The following is a 23061-nucleotide window of genomic DNA, read 5'->3' as shown; positions in this document are numbered from 1 at the left end:
TGAATTAATCAAATATAACCCCTATGCCTAAACATTTACCTGACCTAAATAGTCTGATAAGTCATATTGCTTTATATAATAATGAGAATGCATATGAGAAGCTCTTTAAATCATTATTTCCTTCTCTATATCGTTTTTGCTTTTATTTGTTAAAGTCGCGTGAACTTGCAGAAGAAGTGGCAAGTGATGTTATGATTACCCTTTGGCGAGACAGGGAAAAATTAACAGAAATAAAAAATATTAAGGTGTATGCCTTTGTTATTGCGCGTAATTTATCATTAAATGTCCTGAACAAACATTCTAAACAGGAATGGGTATCTCTTGATGATATTGAATTCGAGATTATTCTTGATAACCTGAATCCGGAGCAAATATTGATTAATGATGAGCTGAAAAAAAAGCTCGAAGTGGCAACTGAAAAGCTCCCTTCTCAATGCAAACTGGTATTTAAGTTAATAAAAGAAGATGGGTTAAGCTATAAAGAAACAGCATCAATTTTAAACATTTCTCCAAAAACGGTGGATGCCCATTTGGTAACAGCAATTAAAAAGATGAGTAATGTTTTAAAAGCTGAGTTTAACCTCATGTAAAAAAAAAACTTTTATTTTTTTAGAAAAGACTAGGGAGTTTCTTAAAAAGGATTGTCCTATACATACAAACCAATATAAACTTACCTGGACTATCTGTATGTATAAAAACAGAATTATAGAATTGTTAGCTCGTAAATTAGCTGGTGAAGCTACAAAAAGCGAACTTGAAGAGCTAAATGACCTCATAACAAGGTATCCCGATTCTGTTTATTACGAAGAATTTTTAGAACAACTTTGGTTAAATTCAGATGAGCAAACTGATATACCCGATGTAGATCAGGCATATCTGCTACATACGCTGAAGTTTCGTGATGAGTTTGAACCGAAGCCACAGACAAATAAAATTGTTGGTTTCAGGAAATATAAAAGTCTTATTGGAATTGCCGCGATATTGCTGGTTGTAGTATCAGTATCTGTTTTTTATTTTAACAGAGGTCATAAATTTTCACCTGATACGGAGATAGTTGCAGGCAAGGGTATCAGAAAAAAAATTAAGCTTCCTGATGGCACTTTAGTCTGGCTTAATTCTGATAGCAAGCTTTCTTATGAAAGTGACATTAATCAAAAACAGAAGCGGATTGTTTATCTGGTAGGCGAGGCTTTTTTTGATGTAGCCCACCACAAATCTCATCCGTTTATTGTACGCACAGATAAACTTTGCGTAAAAGTTCTGGGAACTGCATTTAATATTAAAGCTTATCCCATCGATAAAAAATCGGAAGCAACGTTGATCCGTGGTTCTATTGAACTTTCCGTAAATGATAGGTCAGAGCAAAAGATTATATTAAGTCCTTCTGAAAAGTTTGCACTGGTAGAAGATAAAAAGGTGCTTCATGTTAAATCTGGACGTACCCCAGATGTTCCTAAAGACATCACACTAACAATTCAGCATATTGTACCGGTTCGTATTGGCGAGAATGAATATATCGAAGAAACTTCATGGCGTGATAGCCAGCTTGTATTTCAGAATGAATCGCTGGAAGATCTGAAACCAAAGCTTGAACGCTGGTTTAATGTGAAGGTCAACTTTGAAGCAGAGAAAGCAAAATCTTATCGCTTTACAGGGGTGTTTAAAAATGAAACAATTGAAGAAACCCTGAAAGCAATGCAATTAATCAAACCATTTAACTTTAAACTTAAAGAACATGACGTGATCATTTACTAACAAAAAAGGGAGTTAAAATGCGGCTAACATTTTCTCTCCCCCTAAACCTTCATGAGTAGCTAAAAGCTACTATTACAGATTTTTAACTTTGAAATTCACAAATCTATGAAAAAAAAAGAACTGTGCAATAAAGTTCTATGTGCCAACTTTCCCAACAAAAAACTAATAATGATGCTAAACTGGATCTTTGTTTCATCGTTCCTCCTATGTTTGCAAGTATCGGCCTCCACCTTCTCTCAGGGTACAAAAGTTGATTTAGAGCTGCATAGAGTCAAACTAAAGGATGCACTCAATGTGCTTGAAAAGAAAGGAAATATCCGCCTTCTATATAGCGAAGATGACCTTTCGGGTAGTAAAGATGTTACACTGGTAAAGAGTCAGATATTTGTTTCTGATGCCCTGATGTTACTTTTAAAAAACACTAATCTGGAGTTTCAGGAATTGGAAGATAATCTGGTAGTGATAAGACTAAAAAACATTTGGGCTGCCGATATTTTGGTGAAAGGTCTGGTTACTGATGCCAACGGAACGGGCATCCCCGGGGTAAGTGTTAAACTAAAAGATGGTGCAGCAGGTTCAACCACTGATGCAACCGGTAAGTACAGCATTAAAGTGCCGGAAAATGGCACATTGATATTCTCTTATATGGGATATCAGACTCAGGAAATCCCGGTTAATAAGCAGGGAACAATTAATGTTAAATTAGTAGAAAGTGCGCAGGCACTATCAGAAATTGTAGTTGTTGGTTATGGAACACAGAAAAAAGCTGTCGTTTCGGGTGCTGTAACTTCAGTTAAAGGAGCAGAGCTGGCAAAAACACCAACAGTAAACCTTTCTAACTCATTGGCTGGTCGTTTGCCGGGTGTAACCGCTGTTCAGGCAAGTGGTGAACCTGGTTATGATGGTTCAACTATCCGCATACGTGGGGTTAATTCCTTAGGAAATAACAATGCCCTAATTGTTATTGATGGGGTGCCAAACAGGGCAGGTGGTTTAGAGCGTTTAAATCCGAATGATGTAGAAAGTGTATCCGTTTTAAAAGATGCTTCTGCAGCAATTTATGGTTCAAGGGCGGCAAATGGTGTAATCCTTATAACCACTAAGCAAGGGAAATCAGGCAAACCACAATTATCTTATGATTATGGTTATGGCTTGCAACAGCCAACCAGAACTCCTAAAATGTCAAATTCATCGCAGTATGCAGAAATATTGAACGAATTAAACATATTTGGTGCCGACTTGCCTCAGGATCAGTGGAGCGCTGCATGGCAGGCATTTAAGGAAACAGGATCATACAAAAGAACAGATAACAACAGTACAATCAGTGCTGCCTATCGTCCTGATGAAATGCAGAAGTTGCGTGATGGTTCAGACCCTTTAAGATATCCGAATACAGATTGGTTTAATACTACACTTAAAAACTGGTCGCCGCAACAAAAACACAACCTTCAGATAAACGGGGGTGGAGAGAATATAAAATATCTTGTTTCCCTTGGTTATCTTGATCAGGATGGTTATTACAGAAAATCGGCTACAGGCTATCAGCAGTACGACCTAAGAATTAATCTTGAAGCAAATATCAACAAGTATGTAACCGCAACTTTAGGTGTTACCGGAAGAGAGGAAGTTCGTAATTTCCCAACTGTAAGTGCATCTGATGTATTTAGGATGTTAATGCGCGGAAAACCAACTGAAATTGAGGTTTGGCCTAATGGTTTACCAGGACCTGATATCGAATACGGGTACAATCCATATGTAACAACTACCGATCTGACAGGTTATAACAGAGATCGCAGAGATTATTTACAAACTACCGGTAAAGTAGAAATCCGAATTCCATGGGTTGACGGTTTGAAAGTAACCGGGACTGCCTCTATCGATAAATTTGCAGGCCGTCAAAAAAGATGGCAAACACCTTGGACGCTTTATTATTGGGATAAGAAAAGCTTTGAAGCCGATGGTGTAACGCCCGTGCTAACTGGTTCGGTACGCTCTGAACGTACTGACCCTAGTTTAACTGAAACCGCCGGAGCACAATTGGCTACAAACTTAATGGGGATGATTAATTATGATAAAAAAATAGGAGATCATACTATTGGTTTAATGGCTGGTGTAACCAGAGAAAAGGTTGACAATGATGGCTTTTCGGCCTTTAGAAGATACTTTATTTCTACTGCTTTGCAAGAATTGCTGGCTGGTAGCGATAAAGAGCAATCGATAAGCAATCCGGGTGATCCGAATAACTTATATAAAAGAGCTCGTTTGAGTTATTTTGGAAGAGTAGGTTATAATTACAAAGAGAAATATCTTGCTGAATTCTTATGGAGAGCCGATGGATCTTATATTTTCCCTGAAGACAGACGCTTCGGTTTCTTTCCTGGGGTATCATTGGGTTGGAGATTATCTGAAGAACCTTTCTTTAAAGATAACGTTCGCTTTATTAACAATTTGAAAATAAGAGCTTCATGGGGCCAGATGGGAGCAGAGGCATATTTCGGAGATGCACTTGCAGAGTATCAATACCTGAGCACTATGGGCTTTGGAAATTATGTAATTAATGATCAGTTAAGTCAGACTTTAGTTGAAAATCGTGTTCCCAATTTAGATTTTGGCTGGGAAGTAGCTAACAACTCTAACGTAGGTTTGGATGCATCATTTTTAGATAATAAATTGAGTTTTGAATTTGATGCTTTTTATAACAAGCGTACAAAAATTCTTATAGCAAGAGGTAACTCTATACCTGGAAGTTCGGGTATTACTGATAAACTGCCTCCGGTCAATCTTGGAAAAGTAAACAACAAAGGTTTCGAATTTAAGCTGAGCTACAATGATAATATAGGCGAGCTTAATTACGGAGTAAGTGTTAACGGAGGATATTCTAAAAACAAGATCATATTTTGGGACGAAACACCTGGTGCACCAGCGTGGCAACGATCAACAGGAATGCCTACTGGAACAGAACTTGTATATCAATATGATGGGGTTTTTAGAGATCAGGCAGAAATTGACGCTAACAAAATTGACTACAGTGCATTTACTGGCAAATTACTGCCAGGCGACATGAAGTTTCAGGATGTAAACGGCGATGGCAAAATCAATGGAGATGATCAAATCAGAATGGATAAAACCAACATACCTACTTTTACAGGAGGCTTTAACCTAAACCTAGCTTATAAAGGTTTTGATCTTTCGGCTTTAATTCAAGGAGCATCAGGTGGTTTACAAATTGTTGGATTAACAGAATCTGGTGATATTGGTAACTTCTTAGAATGGTCATACAAAAACCGTTGGAGCATTGAAAATCCTAGTAGTGAGTTTCCTAGACTGTCGAACCGTGGTAAAACCTATTATACCGATTTTAATAATGCAGCACGTAATACGTATTGGATGCGTAGCAACAACTATATAAGATTAAAAAATGTTGAGCTGGGCTATACGTTTGCTCCGGAATTGGTAAAAAGAGTAGGACTAACAGCGCTTAGGGTATATGTAAATGGGCTAAATCTTGTAACCCTGGATAAAATTAAAATTTGGGATCCTGAGTCGACAAACTCCAGTGCCCAATATTATCCACAGGCAAGGGTTATCAATACAGGAATTAAAGCCACTTTTTAAGTTCAAAGAATTAAAATATTTTATATGAAACCTATAAATAGAATTACATACATATTTTTCATCGCTCTTATAACTCTGTTCGGAACAGGTTGTAAAAAGGATTTCCTTGCAGTAGATCCGCCAACTGCAATTAATGCTGATCTGGTATGGAAAGATCCCGCACTAGCGCAAGCTTTTGTTACGGAGATATACAACGGATTAAGTGTTGGAGGTTTTGATGAGCAAATGTTATCATCAGTTTCGGACGAGTCACTTTTTACGCACCCAAACAGGGGAATTGATCTTGTTAATGCAAGTACAATAAATCCAACAACATTAGGCTGGGTTCACGTTACCTGGGGTTATGATCAAATGTATAACCGTATAAGAGCTTGTAATATTACAGTAGAGAAGTTAACCGCTACCGACAATGCAATTACTGACGAAGCTGTAAAAGCGCAGTTGTTAGGTCAGGCTTATTTTTTAAGAGCGTATTTCTATCAGCAGTTGTTGCGTTATTATGGCGCTGTACCACTTATTACCAAAAGCTATGCTTTGAATGACGATTTTAAAGTAAAGAGGGCTACATATGAAGAGTGTGTAAACTTTATTGTTAAAGACTGCGATGAATCTTTTAATCTTTTAAAAGGTAAAACCATGTTAAAAGGCCAAACTAATTCTTTAGCTGCTTTAGCCTTAAAATCACGTGTTTTGTTATACGCTGCAAGTGATCTACACGATGTTCCAACTGCAAAAGCAAAATCAACAATTATTTCGGGCTATGGCAATCCAGAATACTTAGGCTATTTGACCGGTGATCGTACTGCACGCTGGAAAGCCGCACAAGATGCAGCAAAAGCAGTAATGGATGCAGGAACAGGATATAAGTTAAATTTGAGCGCAAAAGTATCCGCTGCCGAGGGAACCAGCAATTATAAAAGCATAGCCATGGGCGGTGGTAGTAAAGCTCCAGGTATTGATATAGGTGCTGCCTCTGAATTAATTTTTGCCAGATATTTTATAGACCGTAGCGACTTGCGTTATGGTCGAGCAAATGGACCAAATGGGTATCACAACTGGGCAGGGAATACACCAATAGGATTACTTGTTGATGATTATGAGATGACGGATGGAACAAAATTCAGTTGGACTAATGCTGTTCAAAAATCAGCTCCTTATGAGAATCGTGATCCACGTTTCTATGCAACTGTTCTATATGATGGTGCCGGTTGGAAGCCTAGGAGTAAAGTTTCTGGTTCTGTAGATCCTGCCAATCAGATACAAACAGGTGAATATGATTTGATGGAGGATGGAAAAAAGATTCGCTTTAAAGGGCTTGATACCAGAGGTAGTTCTATTGAAAACTGGAACGGAAGCTGGACAGGATATTATACACAAAAATTTATAGATCCAGATCCTAATATCATAGATGCCTCTATGCCTCAATTTGTACCATGGCCATTTTTTAGATATACTGAAGCGGTAATGAATTATATTGAAGCCAGCATAGAGCTAGGTGATTTTGCTCCGGCTGTATTGTGGTTAAATCGCATCCGTTTCAGAGCAGGGATGCCAGCAATTACCGGTAGCTCAAAAGAAGTTTTAACAGAGCTTTATCGTCATGAGCGCAGAATTGAAATGGTATATGAAGAACAACGCTACCATGATACCCGCAGGTGGATGATAGCGCCAGAAACATTAGGTAGAAAAGCAACTTACATTAAGGTTTCAGGTACTTTTAAAGCTGGTAAAACAATGTCTGAGCCATATCACTACGATACTTCGGTTTATGATTATACATACACGCCAACTGTAGAGACCGCTCAGGAAAATCGCAAATGGGAAGATAAAATTTATTTTAGACCATTTAGTCGTGACGAGATCAACAGAAACAGTGAACTGAAGCAAAATCCAGGTTATTAATAGCGCACTCTAATTAATAAGGGCTGTTCAAATTGAACAGCCCTTTTTTTTGATTTATCCTCAATTGGGGTTTTACTATTTGTTAGTAGAATAAAAAAACATATTTTTATCGAGGAATCAAATAATAAAGGAAATTGCAGCATGTTATAACACATTCAGGAATTCAATCTTGATTGTACTTTTCTATAAAGAATTTTCCGCTTACTTACGACTTCCAGGCTGAGTACATTTTTAAATGTCTAAGTCAAATTCATCATTTTTATAACATTTAAATTATCAATGGATTCATCGATCAACACCTTTATGAATAAAATACAATTCCGGAACTCACATGAACCGGAATTTTTACAGGCAGTATATGAAGTAGCAGAATCAATAATACCCTTTAGTGAAAAGAATGCCAAGTATAAGATCAACAAGATTTTAGAAAGAATTGCAGAACCGGAAAGGGTAATTATTTTTAGAGTGCCCTGGTTGAACGATAAAGGTGAAGTTGAAATTAATCGTGGATTTAGAGTTCAAATGAACAGTGCAATTGGGCCTTATAAAGGCGGGTTACGCTTTCATCCATCTGTAAATTTGAGTGTGCTTAAATTCCTGGCATTTGAGCAGGTATTTAAAAATAGCCTTACCGGTTTGCCTATGGGCGGAGGTAAGGGAGGCTCAGATTTTGACCCTAAAGGGAAATCTGATGCCGAGGTGATGAAGTTTTGCCAAAGCTTTATGACTGAATTATATAGACATGTTGGACCAGATATAGATGTTCCTGCCGGAGATATTGGTGTCGGCGCCAGAGAAATAGGATTTTTATTTGGTCAGTACAAACGCATTAGAGGTGAATTTACAGGTGTGCTAACCGGAAAAGGATATGAGTGGGGAGGAAGTTTAATTCGTCCTGAAGCAACCGGTTACGGTGTAGTATACTTTGTTCAGGAGATGTTGAAACTGAAAGGTGACTCACTAAAAGGGAAAACTGTCGTAATTTCAGGTTCTGGAAACGTTGCTCAGTATACAGCAGAAAAATGTATTGAGGTAGGAGCGAAAGTATTAACCTTGTCAGATTCTGAAGGTTTTATCTATGATCCAGAAGGAATAGATGCTGAAAAGCTGAAGTTCATTATGGAACTTAAAAATGGCCGCAGAGGAAGAATTAAAGAATATGCCGATAAATTTAACTGTCAGTTCTTTGCCGGAGAGAAACCATGGGGATAAAATGTGATGTGGCTTTCCCGAATGCAACGCAAAATGAAGTAAATGAGAACGATGCCACAATTTTGGTGAAAAATGGTTGTATTTGTGTAGCAGAAGGGGCTAACATGCCATCTACACCAGAGGCTATCCATGTTTTTGAAAACGCAAAAATTTTGTACGCGCCAGGTAAGGCTGCAAACGCAGGTGGTGTTGCTGTTTCCGGGCTTGAGATGTCGCAGAACTCTCTTCGTTATTCATGGGACCGCGAAAAAATTGATGTTAAACTAAAAGTAATTATTGCTCAGATTCATCAGAATTGTGTTAAATATGGCAGGGAAGACGATGGATATGTAAACTACGGTAAGGGTGCAAATATTGCAGGCTTTGTTAAAGTTGCTGATGCAATGATAGCACAAGGAATTGTATAAAACTATTTAGAGAACAGGCAAAGGAGGATTCGAGGAATCGTTTATTACTTTGCCTGTAATTTTATGTCTTTTACCTCCAAAGTAGGTGTACTATAACCTTTCGAAACACAATTAATCATAGCTAACCCCACTTCGCGCATTGTACAAATCCAATTAGGAACAATCAAATACCATAAAAACGACAAAGCATCGAACACACGGTAAATAAACCTGACATTTTTTTGTCCTTTTACAGGCCTCATAAATCCCGGACGAAAGTTATATGCTGCTTTAAAAGGGAGTTTCAATAAAGCGTTTTCCGTGCGGCCTTTTACTCTTGCCCACATTACTTTTCCCTGTTCTGTACTATCTGTGCGATTACCTGAGACATAAATGAATGTTATTTTGGGACTGATATTGCTAAGGATTTCGGCAAATGAGATCACAAAATCGTATGTTTTTTTCGTAAATGAAGCTTCATCTTCACCCACAGAACTTACACCAGCACAAAAGAAACAAGCATCGTACGTATTGATTTGAGTGTCATGATTTTTGATTTCATCAAAATCTTTTACGATCAATTCTTTAAGTTTGTCATGTTTATGGGACAAAGGTTTTCTGCTAATGCTTAATACTTCTGTAACTGACGGATTTTCGAGGCATACCAACAGTACACCTTCGCCAACCAAACCAGTGGCACCGGTAATAATTATCTTCATCACTGTTTATTTTATATTGCCTAATTTAGCTAAACTATTTGCAGTAGCCAAAATAGCTTTATCTGTAGAACAAGGTATAAGTGATTAATAATCAAGATGATTACATGATCTTATTTCATAACTATTAAAATTGATTCACCGAGATTACTTTGATAATTTTCAAGTTCGACAATTAGTATTGCAAATAAAAATGTAAACTTTGTAAATAAAAACTTGACACCATGACTGATAACCGAAATCTCCTGCCTGGAAAAAGCAAATTCCTTTTCGGATTGGTAACACTAGTATTTATCTCTGTAATCTGCTTGGCTTTCAATATGAAGAATAATGACGATTTTGATGTCTCCAGAAGGGAAGTTTTACTCCGAAAAATTGGACATGAATTACTTTTACAATCGGGCGACAGTACATCAAGGGTACTCCCTGTAGAAAAGATCGCCGAAAATGAATACCAGATCAGATTTGAGAATGAGCTTGCTTTTCAATCGGATTCACTGGTAAATACTACTCAGCGTTTGTTAGCTAAGGATCCACTTGCACATGATTATGTTGTTAATGTCTTGAACTGCGGCAATGCCAGCGTTGCTTATGGATATGCCATATCAAAAAATAAGAAGGATGATATTGTTGCCTGTATGGGAAGAAAGCAACCTAAGGCATGTTACATGATCAATATTAAATTCAAACCTACAGGCATAAATATACCAAAGAAAGTATACCTTCTGAGCAGCCTGCCTTTTTTAGCATTTGTTGGCTTTATTTTTTTGAGATCTGCTAAGCCAAAGAGAGCCTTGCCTAAAGGCCCGAATACCAATATATTCGCTTTTGGATCCGTGTTGTTTGATGCTCAGGAAAGGAAACTGATAATAAATGAAAAAACTATAGATCTAACTGGAACTGAAACACGTTTACTGCTCATTTTTGTATTATCCCCTAATGAGACTATAGCCAGAAGCCGGTTGCAAAAAGAGATATGGGAAGATGAAGGAGTTATTGTAGGGCGTAGTCTGGATATGTTCATATCAAAGCTTAGGAAAAAACTGGAGCCCGACTCCAATATTAATATACTTGTTATACGTGGCAAGGGGTATAAGCTTGAAGTTAGCGCTTAGCGCGGCATAGCTGCTCTAATATCACTAAAAAATAAAACCCTCCCTACGTAATGTAAGGAGGGTTTTGTACTCAGAGCGGGAATCGAACCCGCACGACTTTTAAGGTCACAGGATTTTAAGTCCTGCGTGTCTACCAGTTCCACCATCTGAGCAGGTGAATAACCTTTTAAAATTAAATGCCTTCTACTGAAGGCATTTTGAGCGAAAGACGAGATTCGAACTCGCGACCCCGACCTTGGCAAGGTCGTGCTCTACCAACTGAGCTACTTTCGCGTTGGTATTAATGTTTTATTGTACTCAGAGCGGGAATCGAACCCGCACGACTTTTAAGGTCACAGGATTTTAAGTCCTGCGTGTCTACCAGTTCCACCATCTGAGCATAGTCTAATTTCAATATCTGTTGAAATTATTGACTGTTTACTTAAAAACCTTTAAAGGTTTTTAGAGCGAAAGACGAGATTCGAACTCGCGACCCCGACCTTGGCAAGGTCGTGCTCTACCAACTGAGCTACTTTCGCATTGGTTTCATAAATCATTATCCAATGACTCCCTTTTTTAAACAATAATTAATGAATTAACCTTGTTTCCGTTTGGGATTGCAAATATAAATACTTTTGCATTACTGTCAAGTTATTTTTTTATAAAAAATGCTGCGGTTAGGCTAAGCCATTGGCCTGTAGTACTTCCGAGATTAAATTACTTTCAAACCCCTTGCTCATAAGGTAGGTGGTAAGCTTATACCTTCTCTTATAATCTTCCTTTTCTTTAATAGCAGGTAGTTTTTTATTCGCTAAAACAAGTATAGTTTCTAAATATTCATCATAATCTATTGTTTTTAACGCATTCGAAATCATCTTTTCAGTTACCCCTTTTAATTTAAGACCTTGTTTGATTTTCATCTTACCCCATTTTTTTATCTTAAATTTTCCAGAAACATACGCCATTGTAAAACGTTCCTCGTTTAAAAAGTTTGTTTGTATAAGTTCTGAAATGAGTTCCTCAACCTCATCTTTCCAAAGTCCCCATTCATAAAGCTTGCTCCTGATTTCCTGTTGTGACCTCTCTTGGTATGCACAGTAGTGTTCTGCTTTTGCTAAAGCTGCTTTCTTATCTAACTTTACTGTTTGTTTTTTTGAAGAATCGAGCATTTACAATATTACAAAATGTGCAGATTATTAATGAGATTTATGTTTAAACAAAAGATTGGATATTTGCTTTTTTATGTTTTTTAAATAAAATGTGCAATTGGTCTCATTTTAACGTATTGTAAATGAATAAAAAGCAATAATTACCTAAAACATTTTGCTTGTTTTGAGGTTTTTTTGTTATACTATTGTCGAAAAGGTGTATTTTAGCTTCATTCGAATGTTATTTAGTTAACTCTCCATCTATGGAACCAAAAAAGATATTGAAAGTCGGATTAGATTCGGCAGCTCCATTTCCAATGCATTCAGATTATAATTCTGAAAAATTCGAAGGTTTCGAAGTTGATTTAATGAAAGCCATAACCGAACATCTTGATCTGGAGGTTGAGTATGAGGTTTCATTGTGGGCTACCATTCTCGAAAAACTATTTAAAGGAGAACTTGATCTTATCTGTTCGGCGGTAACTGTTACTCCTTCGCGCAGGCATATCCTTGAATTCAGTAATCCTTATCTGCATTTCAGATTATGTGCGGTAGTAAATAGCGAAGATCATTTGAAAGATGTAAATGATCTTAAAAATAAAACTATTGGCATCAGAGAAGCAACAGAAGCTGAAAGATATGTCCATGTTAATTTTCCGGCCAACAATATGGTTCATGCCGAGACAAATAGGGAGTTGTATAGGAAGCTTCAGGCAGGGAAAATAGACCTACTTATTGATGACTCTCCAATTGCTGGTGGTTTTTTGCAAAAAAACAAAAAGCTTAAAGTGGGGATGTATCTGCCCAAAACAGACTCACAATATGCAATCGCCATGAAAAAAGGTGATACTCAACTACGCGATCAGTTTAATGAAGTTTTAGGCCTTTTAAAAGAGAATGGAACTTATCAGACTATTTATAAAAAATGGTTTACTGATATTCAGTTTTAGAAAAGGTGATATAAAGACAAAAAGTTTAATTTTGAGGCATGAGCAATCCAAGTTATTCCATTTCTCTTATCGCCGGCATTTTATCTGCAAGATCATACATTGTTAATGATCAGGCCATAATTACCAAACTGGTAATTGATAGCCGAAGTGTGATCGATCCGGAAGAGTCTTTGTTTTTTGCTTTGGATGGAAAAAGGGATGGGCATGAGTATCTTAATCACGCTTATACAAATGGAATTACGAACTTTGTAATTAGTAATAGAAACTACGCTGACCGATTCCCGGATGCCAATATTCTATTAGTTGCTGATGTGTTAACTGCACTTCAAGCTTTAGCAAGATATAACCGTGAACATCATAAATTAAAAACAATTGCTATTACCGGAAGTAATGGTAAAACAATAGTCAAAGAGTGGTTGTATCAATTGCTTGCTGCTGATTTTAATATAGTTCGAAGTCCTAAAAGCTTTAATTCTCAAATAGGTGTGCCACTTTCTGTATGGGAAATTGAAGAAAACCATACCTTGGGGATATTTGAGGCAGGTATTTCAAGAGCTGGAGAAATGGATAGCCTCGCTAAAATTATACAGCCCAACATAGGTGTTTTAACCAATATTGGTGAAGCACATGCCGAGGGTTTTTCTTCAACTAAAGAAAAATTACTCGAAAAACTAAAGCTTTTTAAAAATACAGAACTGTTTATCTATTGCCCAGAATATACTGAAGAGTTAAGTTTGGATCAATTGCCTGGTAAATTAAAATTCTCCTGGAGTTTTAAACAAAAGGCTGATTTGCAGATTTTATTTATAGAGCCAATAGATGGCAGAAACTATATAAGAGCTATATTTAAGGGCGAAGAAATAGAATGCTTAATTCCATTTAGTGATAAGGCGTCTCTTGAAAATGGTGTGATTTGCTGGGCTACACTACTTGCTTTAGGTTACAGCCCTCAACAAACGGATAGTTTATTAGAAAAGCTAACGCTGGTTAGCATGCGTTTGGAGCTAAAAAACGGAATTAATCAATGCTCTGTTATAGATGATTCATATAGTGCCGATATTTCCTCGCTGGCCATTGCACTTGATTTTTTAAATCTACAGAACCAGCATCCTAAAAAGACCCTTATTCTCTCTGATCTTTATGAAACAGGTAAAAGTGATGAGGACCTTTATGCAGAGATATCTGCCCTACTTAAACAAAAGAATGTTAATAGATTGATAGGTGTTGGGTCGCATATTTCTGCTGCTGCCAATCTATTTGACATGGAGACTTCTTTTTTTGAAAGTACCACGGCTTTTATTGAGAGCTTTCCATCTCTTCATTTTAGTAATGAAACCATTCTAGTTAAAGGAGCCCGTAGGTTTGAATTTGCCCGGATTAGTAAGCTGATTACCCAAAAAATACACGATACTGTTCTGGAGATTGACTTAAATGCATTGGCAGGAAATCTACAGTTCTATAGGAATAAAATACAGCATGGTGTTAAGGTAATGGCAATGGTTAAAGCCTTTTCTTATGGTAGCGGTAGTTTTGAAATTGCAAACCTTTTACAATACCATAAGGTCGATTATCTTGCTGTAGCATATACAGATGAGGGCGTTGCACTTAGAAAAGGTGGTATTTCTATGCCTATCATGGTAATGAGTCCGGAGCCTTCTGCTTTTGATGCAATTGTTAAACATAAGCTTGAACCTGAAATATATAATCTGGATATTCTAAAAGAATTTATTGGCTTTTTAAATGAGAATGTGGAAGGCTATCCTGTTCATCTAAAAATAGAAACAGGAATGCACAGACTCGGTTTTGAAGAGTCGGAACTTTCAGATCTTTTGGAACAACTAAATGGAACCAAAAAAATAAAGGTGGTTTCTGTATTTTCTCATCTGGTCGGTAGTGATGATCCAATGCACGATGAATTTACGGCATATCAGTTAGCACGATTTACAGCTGTTGCAGATAAGATCAGGAATGGGGTAGGCTATTCATTTATCAAACATATTTCTAATACATCAGGTATTTCCCGCCATCCGGAGGCCCAATTAGATATGGTTAGGCTTGGTATTGGTTTGTATGGTTTTGATGGAGGCCTGGCTCATAATAAAGGACTTCAAACGGTAGCTGTTTTAAAAACTACAGTAACCCAGGTAAAGCCTATAAAACCTAACGAAACTGTTGGTTATAGTAGGCGGGGCGCTTTGCCAAATGGAGGAATGATAGCTACAGTTAAAATTGGTTACGCAGATGGCTATAATCGCAAATTTGGAAATGGGGTAGGTAAGATGCTGATAAACGGACAACTAGTATCTACTGTAGGGGTGATATGTATGGATATGTGTATGTTAAATGTAACAGGTTTGGACGTGAAAACAGGCGATGAGGTGATAGTTTTTAACGGGGAACTCACCATAGCCGAATTAGCAAAACAAATAGATACTATTCCCTACGAAATATTAACAAATGTATCTCAAAGGGTAAAACGAGTGTATTTTTATGAGTAGTTTTATCTAAGTTTGCATCATGAATAGAATTGGTAGGGCGTTGTTAAATTACCTCATTAAAGGGTTGTTGATTGTGCTGCCTATTGCACTAAGTATTTTTATTGTGATTTGGGCTGTTACCACCGTAGATAGTTGGTTAAATGTAAACAACATTCTTGGTGTGGATCCCAGAACCGGAGCAAGCAGAAATATTCCTGGATTAGGATTGGCACTGGTAATTTCTATTATCCTTATGGCCGGAATTTTTGTGACAAATTTTGTTACAGAGCCAATGTATAACTGGTTTCAGAAGGCTTTAGACAGGTTGCCTGTTGTAAAATTTATTTATTCGTCTATTAAAGATCTTACGGAAGCATTTGTAGGTGATGAGAAGAAGTTTAATCACCCTGTGCTTGTAGAGGTTGAAGGAGACTTAAAAAGGATAGGGTTTCTTACGCAGTCAGATCTTAAATCGATAGGACTTCCTGGCGAAGCGATTGTTTACTTCCCATTTTCTTATTCTTTTGCCGGACAGGTGTATGTTGTTAAAAACGAAAAGATTAAGTCGTTGAATATTAGTGCCGCGGATGCTATGAAATTGGTGGTGTCTGGCGGAGTTAGCCATTTCTAATTAATAAATATGATCAGAATTTATCATAATAGCAGATGTAGCAAAAGCAGGTGTGCACTAACTGTTTTGGAAGATAGCGGAAAAGAATTTGAAGTTGTCAATTATCTGGAAACGATACCTACTGCTGATGAACTGCGGACTATTATCGCTAAACTAGGAATAAGCGCTCATGAGCTTGTTCGCAAATCTGAAAATATTTATAAAGAGCAGTTCAAAGGAAGAGATCTTTCGGATGAAGAATGGGTTTTAGCAATGATAGAAAATCCAATATTAATAGAACGCCCTATATTAGTTTCTGATGATCTTGCCGTTATAGCAAGACCAACAGAAAAAATTTATGATATCCTTTAAAGGATAACTTAGAAATTCGGTTTCAGGACATATTTGTCATAGAACCTGAAAATATGTTCTGTAGCTTCTTCGGCGGTATCTACCAGTCTGAATAGGTTTAAATCCTCTGCATGTATATTATGCTCCTTGTTTAACATTGTATTGGTTATCCAGTCAACCAATCCGCCCCAGTAATCCTTGCCAACAAGCACAATAGGGAATCTAGCGATTTTACCTGTTTGTATAAGGGTAATGGCTTCAAAAAGCTCATCCATTGTGCCCATGCCACCGGGTAATACAATAAAACCTTGCGAGTATTTCATGAACATAACTTTTCTTACAAAGAAGTAATCAAATTCCAGAAGTTTATTATGATCAATATACTTATTGTGGAATTGTTCAAAAGGCAATTCGATATTTAAGCCTACCGATTTACCACCATTTGTATGTGCGCCTTTATTTCCGGCTTCCATAATTCCGGGTCCGCCTCCTGTAACAACTCCATAACCACGGTCAGTTAGCAGTTTGCCACATTCTACAGCTATTTGGTAATACTTATTTGTTTCAGCTGTTCTTGCCGACCCAAAGATGGTAACACATGGACCTATCTTTGCTAATTTTTCAAAGCCGTCAACAAATTCGGCCATTATTTTAAAGATTTGCCAGGAGTCGGTAACTTTTATTTCCTGCCAGTTTTTGTTTTCAAAAGCGCTTCTTATTTTCTCTTCACTTGTCATTCTAATAGGTATTAAAATATTTAAAATTTGGTCTGGGTGGTAGTTTGTTTTCCAGTTACCCAAAGTAGTATAAACGTTATCAATCCGTTTAATATAATAAGTTCAAAACCTAGTGCATAATTGAACCAGGTTAATGAGTTTATATCTATTATGTAGCATAGTATTGGCGAAAGGATGCAGATATAAGGTACAAGCTTATCTGTTACAGCTTTTTTGGTTAACATACCAAAGCCAAACAAGCCAACCAGAGGGCCGTAGGTATAACCTGCCGCCTTAAATATAGCATTAACAACAGAATCGTCGTTGATCAGCTTAAAAATCAAGATTACCATGACCATTAATGCCGAAAAGCCAACGTGGACATAATGTCTTTTGCTAACAAGCTTAGGGTCGTTTTGATCTGCTTTTTTATCAAAATGTAAAAAGTCAACACAAAAAGATGTGGTTAGCGCTGTTAAGGCCGAATCTGTTGTCGCAAATGTTGCAGCTGTTAAACCCAGCATAAAAATAATTCCGGGAATAATGTTTAGGTAATTTAATGCTATTTCAGGATAAAGGTGGTCTGGTGTTTTTAAAGCTGCTACCTCAATTCCGTTTTTAGCTGCAAACAGGTACAATAACGCTCCTACACTTAAAAAGAAAATATTCATTACAACAAAGACTGCAGTAAATGTGAACATGTTTTTTTGTGCCTCACCTATTGTTTTCATACTCAGGTTTTTTTGCATCAGATCCTGATCAAGTCCGGTCATGGCTATGGTTACAAAAATACCGCCAAGGAACTGCTTTATAAAGTGTGTTTTACTGCCCATAAAATCTTCCCAGAAAAAGATTTTTGAATAGCTGCTGTTCTTTACAGCCTCAAAAGTGCCGGTAATATCCAAATTTAAAGATCTTGCAATGAAGATAATAGATAATACTACTGAGAGTAGCAAAAATACTGTTTGCAATGTATCGGTAATAATAATAGTTTTTAATCCACCTTTATGGGTGTAAAGCCAAATTAGAACCAGGCAGATCACAATTGTAAGCCAAAAAGGAACATTCCAGGCATCAAATATGAATTTTTGTAAAACAATGGCAACAAGATACAGCCTGAAAGAGGAACCAATAGTTCTTGAAACTAAAAAGATAACTGCGCCACTCTTGTAACTCCAAAAACCCAGGCGTCGTTCAAGATAGGTATAGATAGATATGATATTAAGCCTGTAATATAAGGGCAACAGAACGGTAGCTATAATTACAAAACCAACGGCATTACCCAGTATAAATTGAAAGTAGCCGAATTCACTTTTACCAACAGCGCCCGGAACAGAGATGAAAGTAACACCGGAGAGCGCAGTCCCAATCATTCCAAATGCTACCAGATACCACTTCGAGTTTCTGTTTGCTATAAAAAATGCTGCATTATCTGAATTGTTTCGGGAAGTAAAGTAGGAGACACCTATTAACAGTGCAAAATAACCGAGCAGAAAAGACAAAAGTATAATTGGACTCATTTTTTATGATTAGTTAAGATTCTAAATGTAAGAAACCCTCATGAGTTTCTACTTATAAAAATTAAATATCTAAGTTTGTAAAATGAACTTTTCTTCTAAATTGCTTGAGGACGCTGTTAATGAATTTTCGAAGTTACCTGGCGTTGGACAAAAGACGGCTTTAAGGTTGGTTTTGCATTTATTGAATAAAGAGCAGGAGGAAGTGGAGCATTTTGGAAATGCAATTGTAAGGCTTAGAAAAGAAATTAAGCATTGTAGTGTTTGTCATAATATTTCTGATAGTCATATCTGTGAAATATGTGTAGCGCCCAAGCGTGAAAAGGAAGTGATTTGTGTTGTCGAAGACACCAGAGATGTAATGGCGGTAGAAAATACTTCGCAGTATTTCGGTGTTTATCATGTGCTTGGAGGGCTTATATCTCCAATGGATGGGGTAGGGCCATCTGATCTTTTCATCGATTCACTTGTGCAGCGTGTTGCTACAACTCCTGTAAAAGAGATCATACTTGCGCTTAGTGCAACCATGGAAGGCGATACTACACTCTTTTATTTGTATAAACGGCTTAAAGATTTTCAAATACCAATTACTACAATTGCCAGAGGGATTGCCTTTGGTGGAGAGCTGGAGTATGCTGATGAGATTACACTGGGAAGGTCTATCATTACCAGGGTGCCTTATGAAAACTCATTAATTAAATAATTAGAATGGATTTTAAGAATAAAGTAGTCATAATTACGGGTGCATCATCTGGTATTGGAAAAGCATGTGCCGAAGAGTTTGCAAGACGAGGTGCTAACCTGGTGCTTGGTGCCAGACAATACGTTACGCTTTGTGAAATTACTGCCGATCTGGAGGCAAGGTATGGCATAAGGGCTATTGCAGTACAAGCAGATGTGAGCAAAGAAGAAGAATGTGAAGTACTTGTTAAACAAGCTTTGATTACTTTTAGCAGGATAGATATATTAATCAACAATGCAGGCTTATCTATGCGCGCGTTATTTGATGAACTGGATCTGTCTGTATTAAAAAACCTGATGGATGTTAATTTCTGGGGTACAGTTTATTGCACCAAATATGCTCTTCCCGAAATCTTAAAAACCAAAGGGAGTATAATTGGTGTGTCCTCTATCGCTGGTTATCGTGGTTTGCCTGGCCGTACGGGTTATTCGGCCTCTAAGTTTGCTATGAATGGTTTTATGGAATCATTACGAACTGAATTGCTTAAAACAGGTGTTCATGTGATGGTTGCTTGTCCGGGTTTTACGGCTTCTAATATTAGGGTTACTGCACTAGCTAAAGATGGCGCCTCGCATGGAGAGACAAGTATGGAAGAGGGTAAAATGATGACAGCCGAAGAAGTGGCCACTCGTATAGTTGATGGTATTGCGGCAAGAAAGCGAACTTTAGTTATGACAGGGCAGGGTAAACTAACTGTATGGATTAATAAGTTATTACCCGCACTGGCCGATAAACTTGTTTTTAATCATTTTACTAAAGAAAAGAATGCCTTGATTAAGTAAAGTACTCTTGCAAAGAGGTAATAAATTTTATTTTTTTTGATAAAAGATTTGCTGCTTTGCAAAAACAATTCCATATTTGCTTTAATGATACTTACAAACGGACTTAATAACTGGTGGTGGCACAACGCAATAGCGTAGTGTAACCCCGTTTTGAACGTTTTATTTTATATAAAAATATTTTGAGGGTTGCTTAAGGCAACCTTTTTTGTTTTACGACATTTTGAAAAAGCTTCTTTAAGAAGAAAAGAACATGAAGAAAATACTTAACCACTTATTCGAAAACAAAACCTTTAGCAGAGCAGAAGCGCAAAGGATACTTACTTCTATTGCCCATGGCGAATTTAATACCTCGCAAATAGCTGCTTTTATTACTGCTTACGGAATGAGGAATATAACCGTTGCTGAGCTTCAGGGCTTTCGGGATGCAATGCTTGATCTTTGCGTAAAACTGGATTTTTCTGATTTTGAACTTGTTGATCTTTGTGGAACAGGGGGGGATGGTAAAGATACCTTCAATATTTCTACCCTTGCTTCTTTCGTTGTTGCAGGTGCAGGTCATAAAGTTGCCAAGCATGGTAATTATGGTGTGTCATCAGGCTGCGGTTCTTCAAATGTTATGGAGTATCTTGGTTATACTTTTACAAATGATCAGGATACTTTAAAACGTAGTTTAGATGAGGCAGGGATATGTTTTATTCATGCTCCACTATTTAACCCTGCAATGAAAATTGTTGCTCCTATACGTAAGGAATTAGGTGTTAAAACCTTCTTTAACATGCTGGGGCCAATGGTTAATCCTTCCCAACCTAAAAATCAGATTGTTGGCGTGTTTAGTTTAGAGCTAGCCAGACTTTATGCTTATTTATATCAGGATACGGATAAAAACTACACGATACTGCATGCAGTAGATGGCTTTGATGAGGTATCACTTACCTGCGATTTTAAAACTTTTAGTAAAAAAGGAGAATCATTGTTAACTGTTGCAGATCTTGGTTTTACGCAAATCGATGAACAGGAGATAAAAGGAGGGGATACTGTTGAGTCGTCGGCAAAGATTTTTATGGATGTACTTAATGACCAGTGTACCGATGCTCAGCGTAATGTTGTAATTTGTAATGCTGCGCTTGCTATTCAAACAATTGATAACACCAAATCTTTTGCTGATTGTTTTTATGAAGCAGAAGCTTCTTTAATGAGTAAGAATGCTTTGAATTGTTTTAACAAATTAACATCAAGGTAATGGACAAGAGACTGAAAGTATGTGGAATGAAGGTGCCATCAAACATAGAAATGGTGGCCGACCTACAGCCTGACTATATAGGATTTATTTTCTATAAAGGCTCAAAAAGATATGTAGCAGATCTTTCAGCTCAGTTTGTTAAAGATCTTCCATCAAATATCAAAAGAACAGGTGTTTTTGTAAATGAGGAACTTAGAACAGTTGTAGAGCGGGTATTGGAATATGGATTGCACGCTGTTCAATTACATGGAGACGAACCTGCAAGTTATGCCAGAGAGCTGAAAGCTTTGATTGATATAGAGGTAATAAAGGCATTTGGAATTGATGATCAATTTGATTTTGATCAGCTGGATGCATATTCAAACTCTGTAGATTATTTTTTATTTGATACTAAAACTCCCGATCATGGAGGTTCCGGAAGAGTATTTAACTGGGATTTACTTAAAAAATACAGTTTAGATAAACCTTACTTTTTAAGTGGGGGAATTGATCTGGAAAGTATTGATGAAATAAACCGAATAAAGGATGAGCGTTTTTATGCAGTAGACGTTAACAGTAAGTTTGAACTGGAGCCAGGCCTAAAGGATATAGATAAATTGATTGACTTTAAAAATATGTTGTCCTACTGAGCTATGCTCAATAAAGGATTTAAGAACAAGATTATGAACTACTTTGTAAATGAAAAAGGATACTACGGAGATTTTGGCGGAGCTTATATTCCGGAAATGCTATATCCTAATGTAGAAGAATTGCGACAGAATTACCTTAAAATTATTGAGGATGAAAGCTTTCAAAAAGAATTTCATCAGCTGCTTAAAGATTATGTTGGCAGGCCTTCACCATTGTATCTTGCTAAACGCTTATCGAAAAAATACAATGCCAATATCTTTCTGAAACGAGAGGACCTGAATCATACCGGTGCACATAAAATTAACAATACTATTGGGCAAATATTGCTTGCAGAACGTTTAGGTAAGAAACGTATTATTGCCGAAACTGGTGCCGGCCAGCACGGCGTGGCTACGGCAACTGTATGTGCATTACGCGGACTTGAATGTGTAGTGTATATGGGTGAGATTGATATTCAACGTCAGGCTCCTAACGTTGCCAGAATGAAAATGCTTGGCGCTACGGTTGTGTCGGCTACTTCTGGAAGCAAAACCTTAAAAGATGCTACAAATGAGGCTATGCGTGATTGGATAAATAATCCTGTAGATACGCATTATATTATTGGCTCTGTTGTAGGTCCTCATCCTTACCCAGATATGGTAGCTCTTTTTCAATCAATCATTTCAGAAGAGACTAAAAAACAACTGATAGAACAAACCGGTAACGACCAGCCTGATTATGTATTGGCTTGTGTTGGCGGTGGTAGTAATGCTATGGGAATGTTTTATCATTTTATTGATGATGAAAAGGTAAAACTGGTAGCTATAGAAGCAGCTGGTAAAGGAGTGGATAGTGGCTTTTCTGCAGCTACAACCGCTTTGGGTAAAGAGGGTGTATTGCATGGCAGCAGAAGCATTTTAATGCAAACTGAAGATGGTCAGGTTGTTGAGCCGCACTCGGTGTCGGCAGGTTTGGATTATCCTGGAATCGGCCCTCAGCATGCACACTTATTTAAAACTGGTCGCGGTAAGTACGTTTCAATAACCGATGATGAATCTTTACAGGCAGGCTTGCTGCTTACTCAAATGGAAGGGATTATTCCTGCCATAGAGAGTGCCCATGCATTGGCTTATTTAGAAAAAATGAATTTTAAAGGAGGAGAGAATGTGGTGGTTTGTTTGTCGGGTCGCGGCGACAAGGATATGGATACTTACATGAAATATTTTGGATTATAAACAA

At 37.3% G+C, this 23061-nt stretch carries 18 protein-coding genes, 4 tRNA genes and 1 pseudogene; 15 read left to right on the top strand and 8 right to left on the bottom strand.

The annotated features are described in order from the left end of the window. The first annotated feature begins 23 nt into the window (after positions 1 to 23). The 5 genes and pseudogenes from CPT03_RS11260 (at position 24) to gdhA (ending at position 8891) form a co-directional block, all read left to right on the top strand. Complete coding sequence (locus CPT03_RS11260; RefSeq protein ID WP_099438948.1) at positions 24 to 590, top strand: RNA polymerase sigma factor; 567 nt, start codon at positions 24 to 26, stop codon at positions 588 to 590. A 97-nt stretch (positions 591 to 687) separates the two neighbouring features. Beyond that, positions 688 to 1755 (top strand): FecR family protein, encoded by a 1068-nt coding sequence (locus CPT03_RS11255; protein ID WP_099438947.1) that lies wholly within the window; start codon positions 688 to 690, stop codon positions 1753 to 1755. A 105-nt stretch (positions 1756 to 1860) separates the two neighbouring features. Further along, positions 1861 to 5370, top strand: a complete 3510-nt coding sequence (locus CPT03_RS11250) for a SusC/RagA family TonB-linked outer membrane protein (protein ID WP_216641535.1) — start codon at positions 1861 to 1863, stop codon at positions 5368 to 5370. A 24-nt stretch (positions 5371 to 5394) separates the two neighbouring features. Then, positions 5395 to 7272, top strand: a complete 1878-nt coding sequence (locus CPT03_RS11245) for a RagB/SusD family nutrient uptake outer membrane protein (protein ID WP_099438946.1) — start codon at positions 5395 to 5397, stop codon at positions 7270 to 7272. Between the two features lie 279 nt (positions 7273 to 7551). After that, positions 7552 to 8891 (top strand): annotated as a pseudogene (gene gdhA / locus CPT03_RS11240) (NADP-specific glutamate dehydrogenase). 44 nt (positions 8892 to 8935) lie between these two features. Here gdhA and CPT03_RS11235 read toward each other — a convergent pair. After that, positions 8936 to 9589, bottom strand: coding sequence for an NAD-dependent epimerase/dehydratase family protein (locus CPT03_RS11235; RefSeq protein WP_099438945.1), 654 nt, complete (start codon positions 9587 to 9589; stop codon positions 8936 to 8938). A gap of 221 nt (positions 9590 to 9810) precedes the next feature. On the opposite strand from CPT03_RS11235, the gene CPT03_RS11230 reads away from it, so the two are divergent. Next, positions 9811 to 10701, top strand: coding sequence for a winged helix-turn-helix domain-containing protein (locus tag CPT03_RS11230; protein WP_099438944.1), 891 nt, complete (start codon positions 9811 to 9813; stop codon positions 10699 to 10701). A 67-nt stretch (positions 10702 to 10768) separates the two neighbouring features. Here CPT03_RS11230 and CPT03_RS11225 read toward each other — a convergent pair. The 5 genes from CPT03_RS11225 to CPT03_RS11205 form a co-directional block, all read right to left on the bottom strand. Next, positions 10769 to 10853: transfer RNA gene (locus tag CPT03_RS11225), tRNA-Leu, on the bottom strand. Positions 10854 to 10901: 48 nt separating this feature from the next. Next, positions 10902 to 10974, bottom strand: a tRNA-Gly gene (locus CPT03_RS11220). Positions 10975 to 10995: 21 nt separating this feature from the next. Continuing rightward, positions 10996 to 11080: transfer RNA gene (locus tag CPT03_RS11215), tRNA-Leu, on the bottom strand. A 66-nt stretch (positions 11081 to 11146) separates the two neighbouring features. Beyond that, positions 11147 to 11219: transfer RNA gene (locus CPT03_RS11210), tRNA-Gly, on the bottom strand. A gap of 138 nt (positions 11220 to 11357) precedes the next feature. Beyond that, positions 11358 to 11849 (bottom strand): regulatory protein RecX, encoded by a 492-nt coding sequence (locus tag CPT03_RS11205; RefSeq protein ID WP_099438943.1) that lies wholly within the window; start codon positions 11847 to 11849, stop codon positions 11358 to 11360. A gap of 242 nt (positions 11850 to 12091) precedes the next feature. On the opposite strand from CPT03_RS11205, the gene CPT03_RS11200 reads away from it, so the two are divergent. From CPT03_RS11200 to arsC, 4 genes are read left to right on the top strand one after another with little or no spacing between them, the layout of a single operon-like run. Then, on the top strand, positions 12092 to 12778 hold the full coding sequence (locus CPT03_RS11200; protein WP_099438942.1) for a substrate-binding periplasmic protein: 687 nt from the start codon (positions 12092 to 12094) through the stop codon (positions 12776 to 12778). Between the two features lie 38 nt (positions 12779 to 12816). Continuing rightward, positions 12817 to 15276: a bifunctional UDP-N-acetylmuramoyl-tripeptide:D-alanyl-D-alanine ligase/alanine racemase gene (locus tag CPT03_RS11195; protein ID WP_099438941.1), complete on the top strand. Its 2460-nt coding sequence runs from the start codon at positions 12817 to 12819 to the stop codon at positions 15274 to 15276. 19 nt (positions 15277 to 15295) lie between these two features. Continuing rightward, positions 15296 to 15886, top strand: a complete 591-nt coding sequence (locus CPT03_RS11190; protein ID WP_099438940.1) for a DUF502 domain-containing protein — start codon at positions 15296 to 15298, stop codon at positions 15884 to 15886. Between the two features lie 9 nt (positions 15887 to 15895). Then, a complete protein-coding gene (gene arsC, locus CPT03_RS11185) occupies positions 15896 to 16237 on the top strand; it encodes an arsenate reductase (glutaredoxin) (RefSeq protein WP_099438939.1) in 342 nt (113 codons plus the stop codon). An 8-nt stretch (positions 16238 to 16245) separates the two neighbouring features. Here the strand turns inward: arsC and CPT03_RS11180 are convergent, their stop codons facing one another. Continuing rightward, positions 16246 to 16953 carry a TIGR00730 family Rossman fold protein gene (locus CPT03_RS11180; protein ID WP_099438938.1) on the bottom strand — a complete coding sequence of 236 codons (708 nt, stop codon included), beginning with the start codon at positions 16951 to 16953 and terminating at the stop codon, positions 16246 to 16248. A gap of 20 nt (positions 16954 to 16973) precedes the next feature. Continuing rightward, positions 16974 to 18452 carry a sodium:solute symporter gene (locus CPT03_RS11175; protein ID WP_099438937.1) on the bottom strand — a complete coding sequence of 493 codons (1479 nt, stop codon included), beginning with the start codon at positions 18450 to 18452 and terminating at the stop codon, positions 16974 to 16976. Between the two features lie 82 nt (positions 18453 to 18534). On the opposite strand from CPT03_RS11175, the gene recR reads away from it, so the two are divergent. The 5 genes from recR to trpB all read left to right on the top strand — a co-directional run bounded on the left by recR (position 18535) and on the right by trpB (position 23057). Further along, entirely contained in the window at positions 18535 to 19152 is a 618-nt protein-coding gene (gene recR, locus CPT03_RS11170; protein WP_099438936.1) for a recombination mediator RecR, read from the top strand. 5 nt (positions 19153 to 19157) lie between these two features. Further along, complete coding sequence (locus CPT03_RS11165; protein WP_099438935.1) at positions 19158 to 19973, top strand: SDR family oxidoreductase; 816 nt, start codon at positions 19158 to 19160, stop codon at positions 19971 to 19973. Between the two features lie 250 nt (positions 19974 to 20223). Then, entirely contained in the window at positions 20224 to 21213 is a 990-nt protein-coding gene (trpD, locus tag CPT03_RS11160; protein ID WP_099438934.1) for an anthranilate phosphoribosyltransferase, read from the top strand. Next, entirely contained in the window at positions 21213 to 21842 is a 630-nt protein-coding gene (locus tag CPT03_RS11155; protein ID WP_099438933.1) for a phosphoribosylanthranilate isomerase, read from the top strand. Before trpD ends, CPT03_RS11155 begins: the two co-directional genes overlap by 1 nt. A gap of 33 nt (positions 21843 to 21875) precedes the next feature. Next, positions 21876 to 23057: a tryptophan synthase subunit beta gene (gene trpB, locus CPT03_RS11150; protein WP_172954168.1), complete on the top strand. Its 1182-nt coding sequence runs from the start codon at positions 21876 to 21878 to the stop codon at positions 23055 to 23057. Positions 23058 to 23061 lie beyond the last annotated feature (4 nt).

The sequence above is a fragment of the Pedobacter ginsengisoli genome, from assembly GCF_002736205.1.
GTDB classification, from domain to species: domain Bacteria; phylum Bacteroidota; class Bacteroidia; order Sphingobacteriales; family Sphingobacteriaceae; genus Pedobacter; species Pedobacter ginsengisoli_A.
This window is presented reverse-complemented; position numbering and strand designations above follow the sequence as displayed.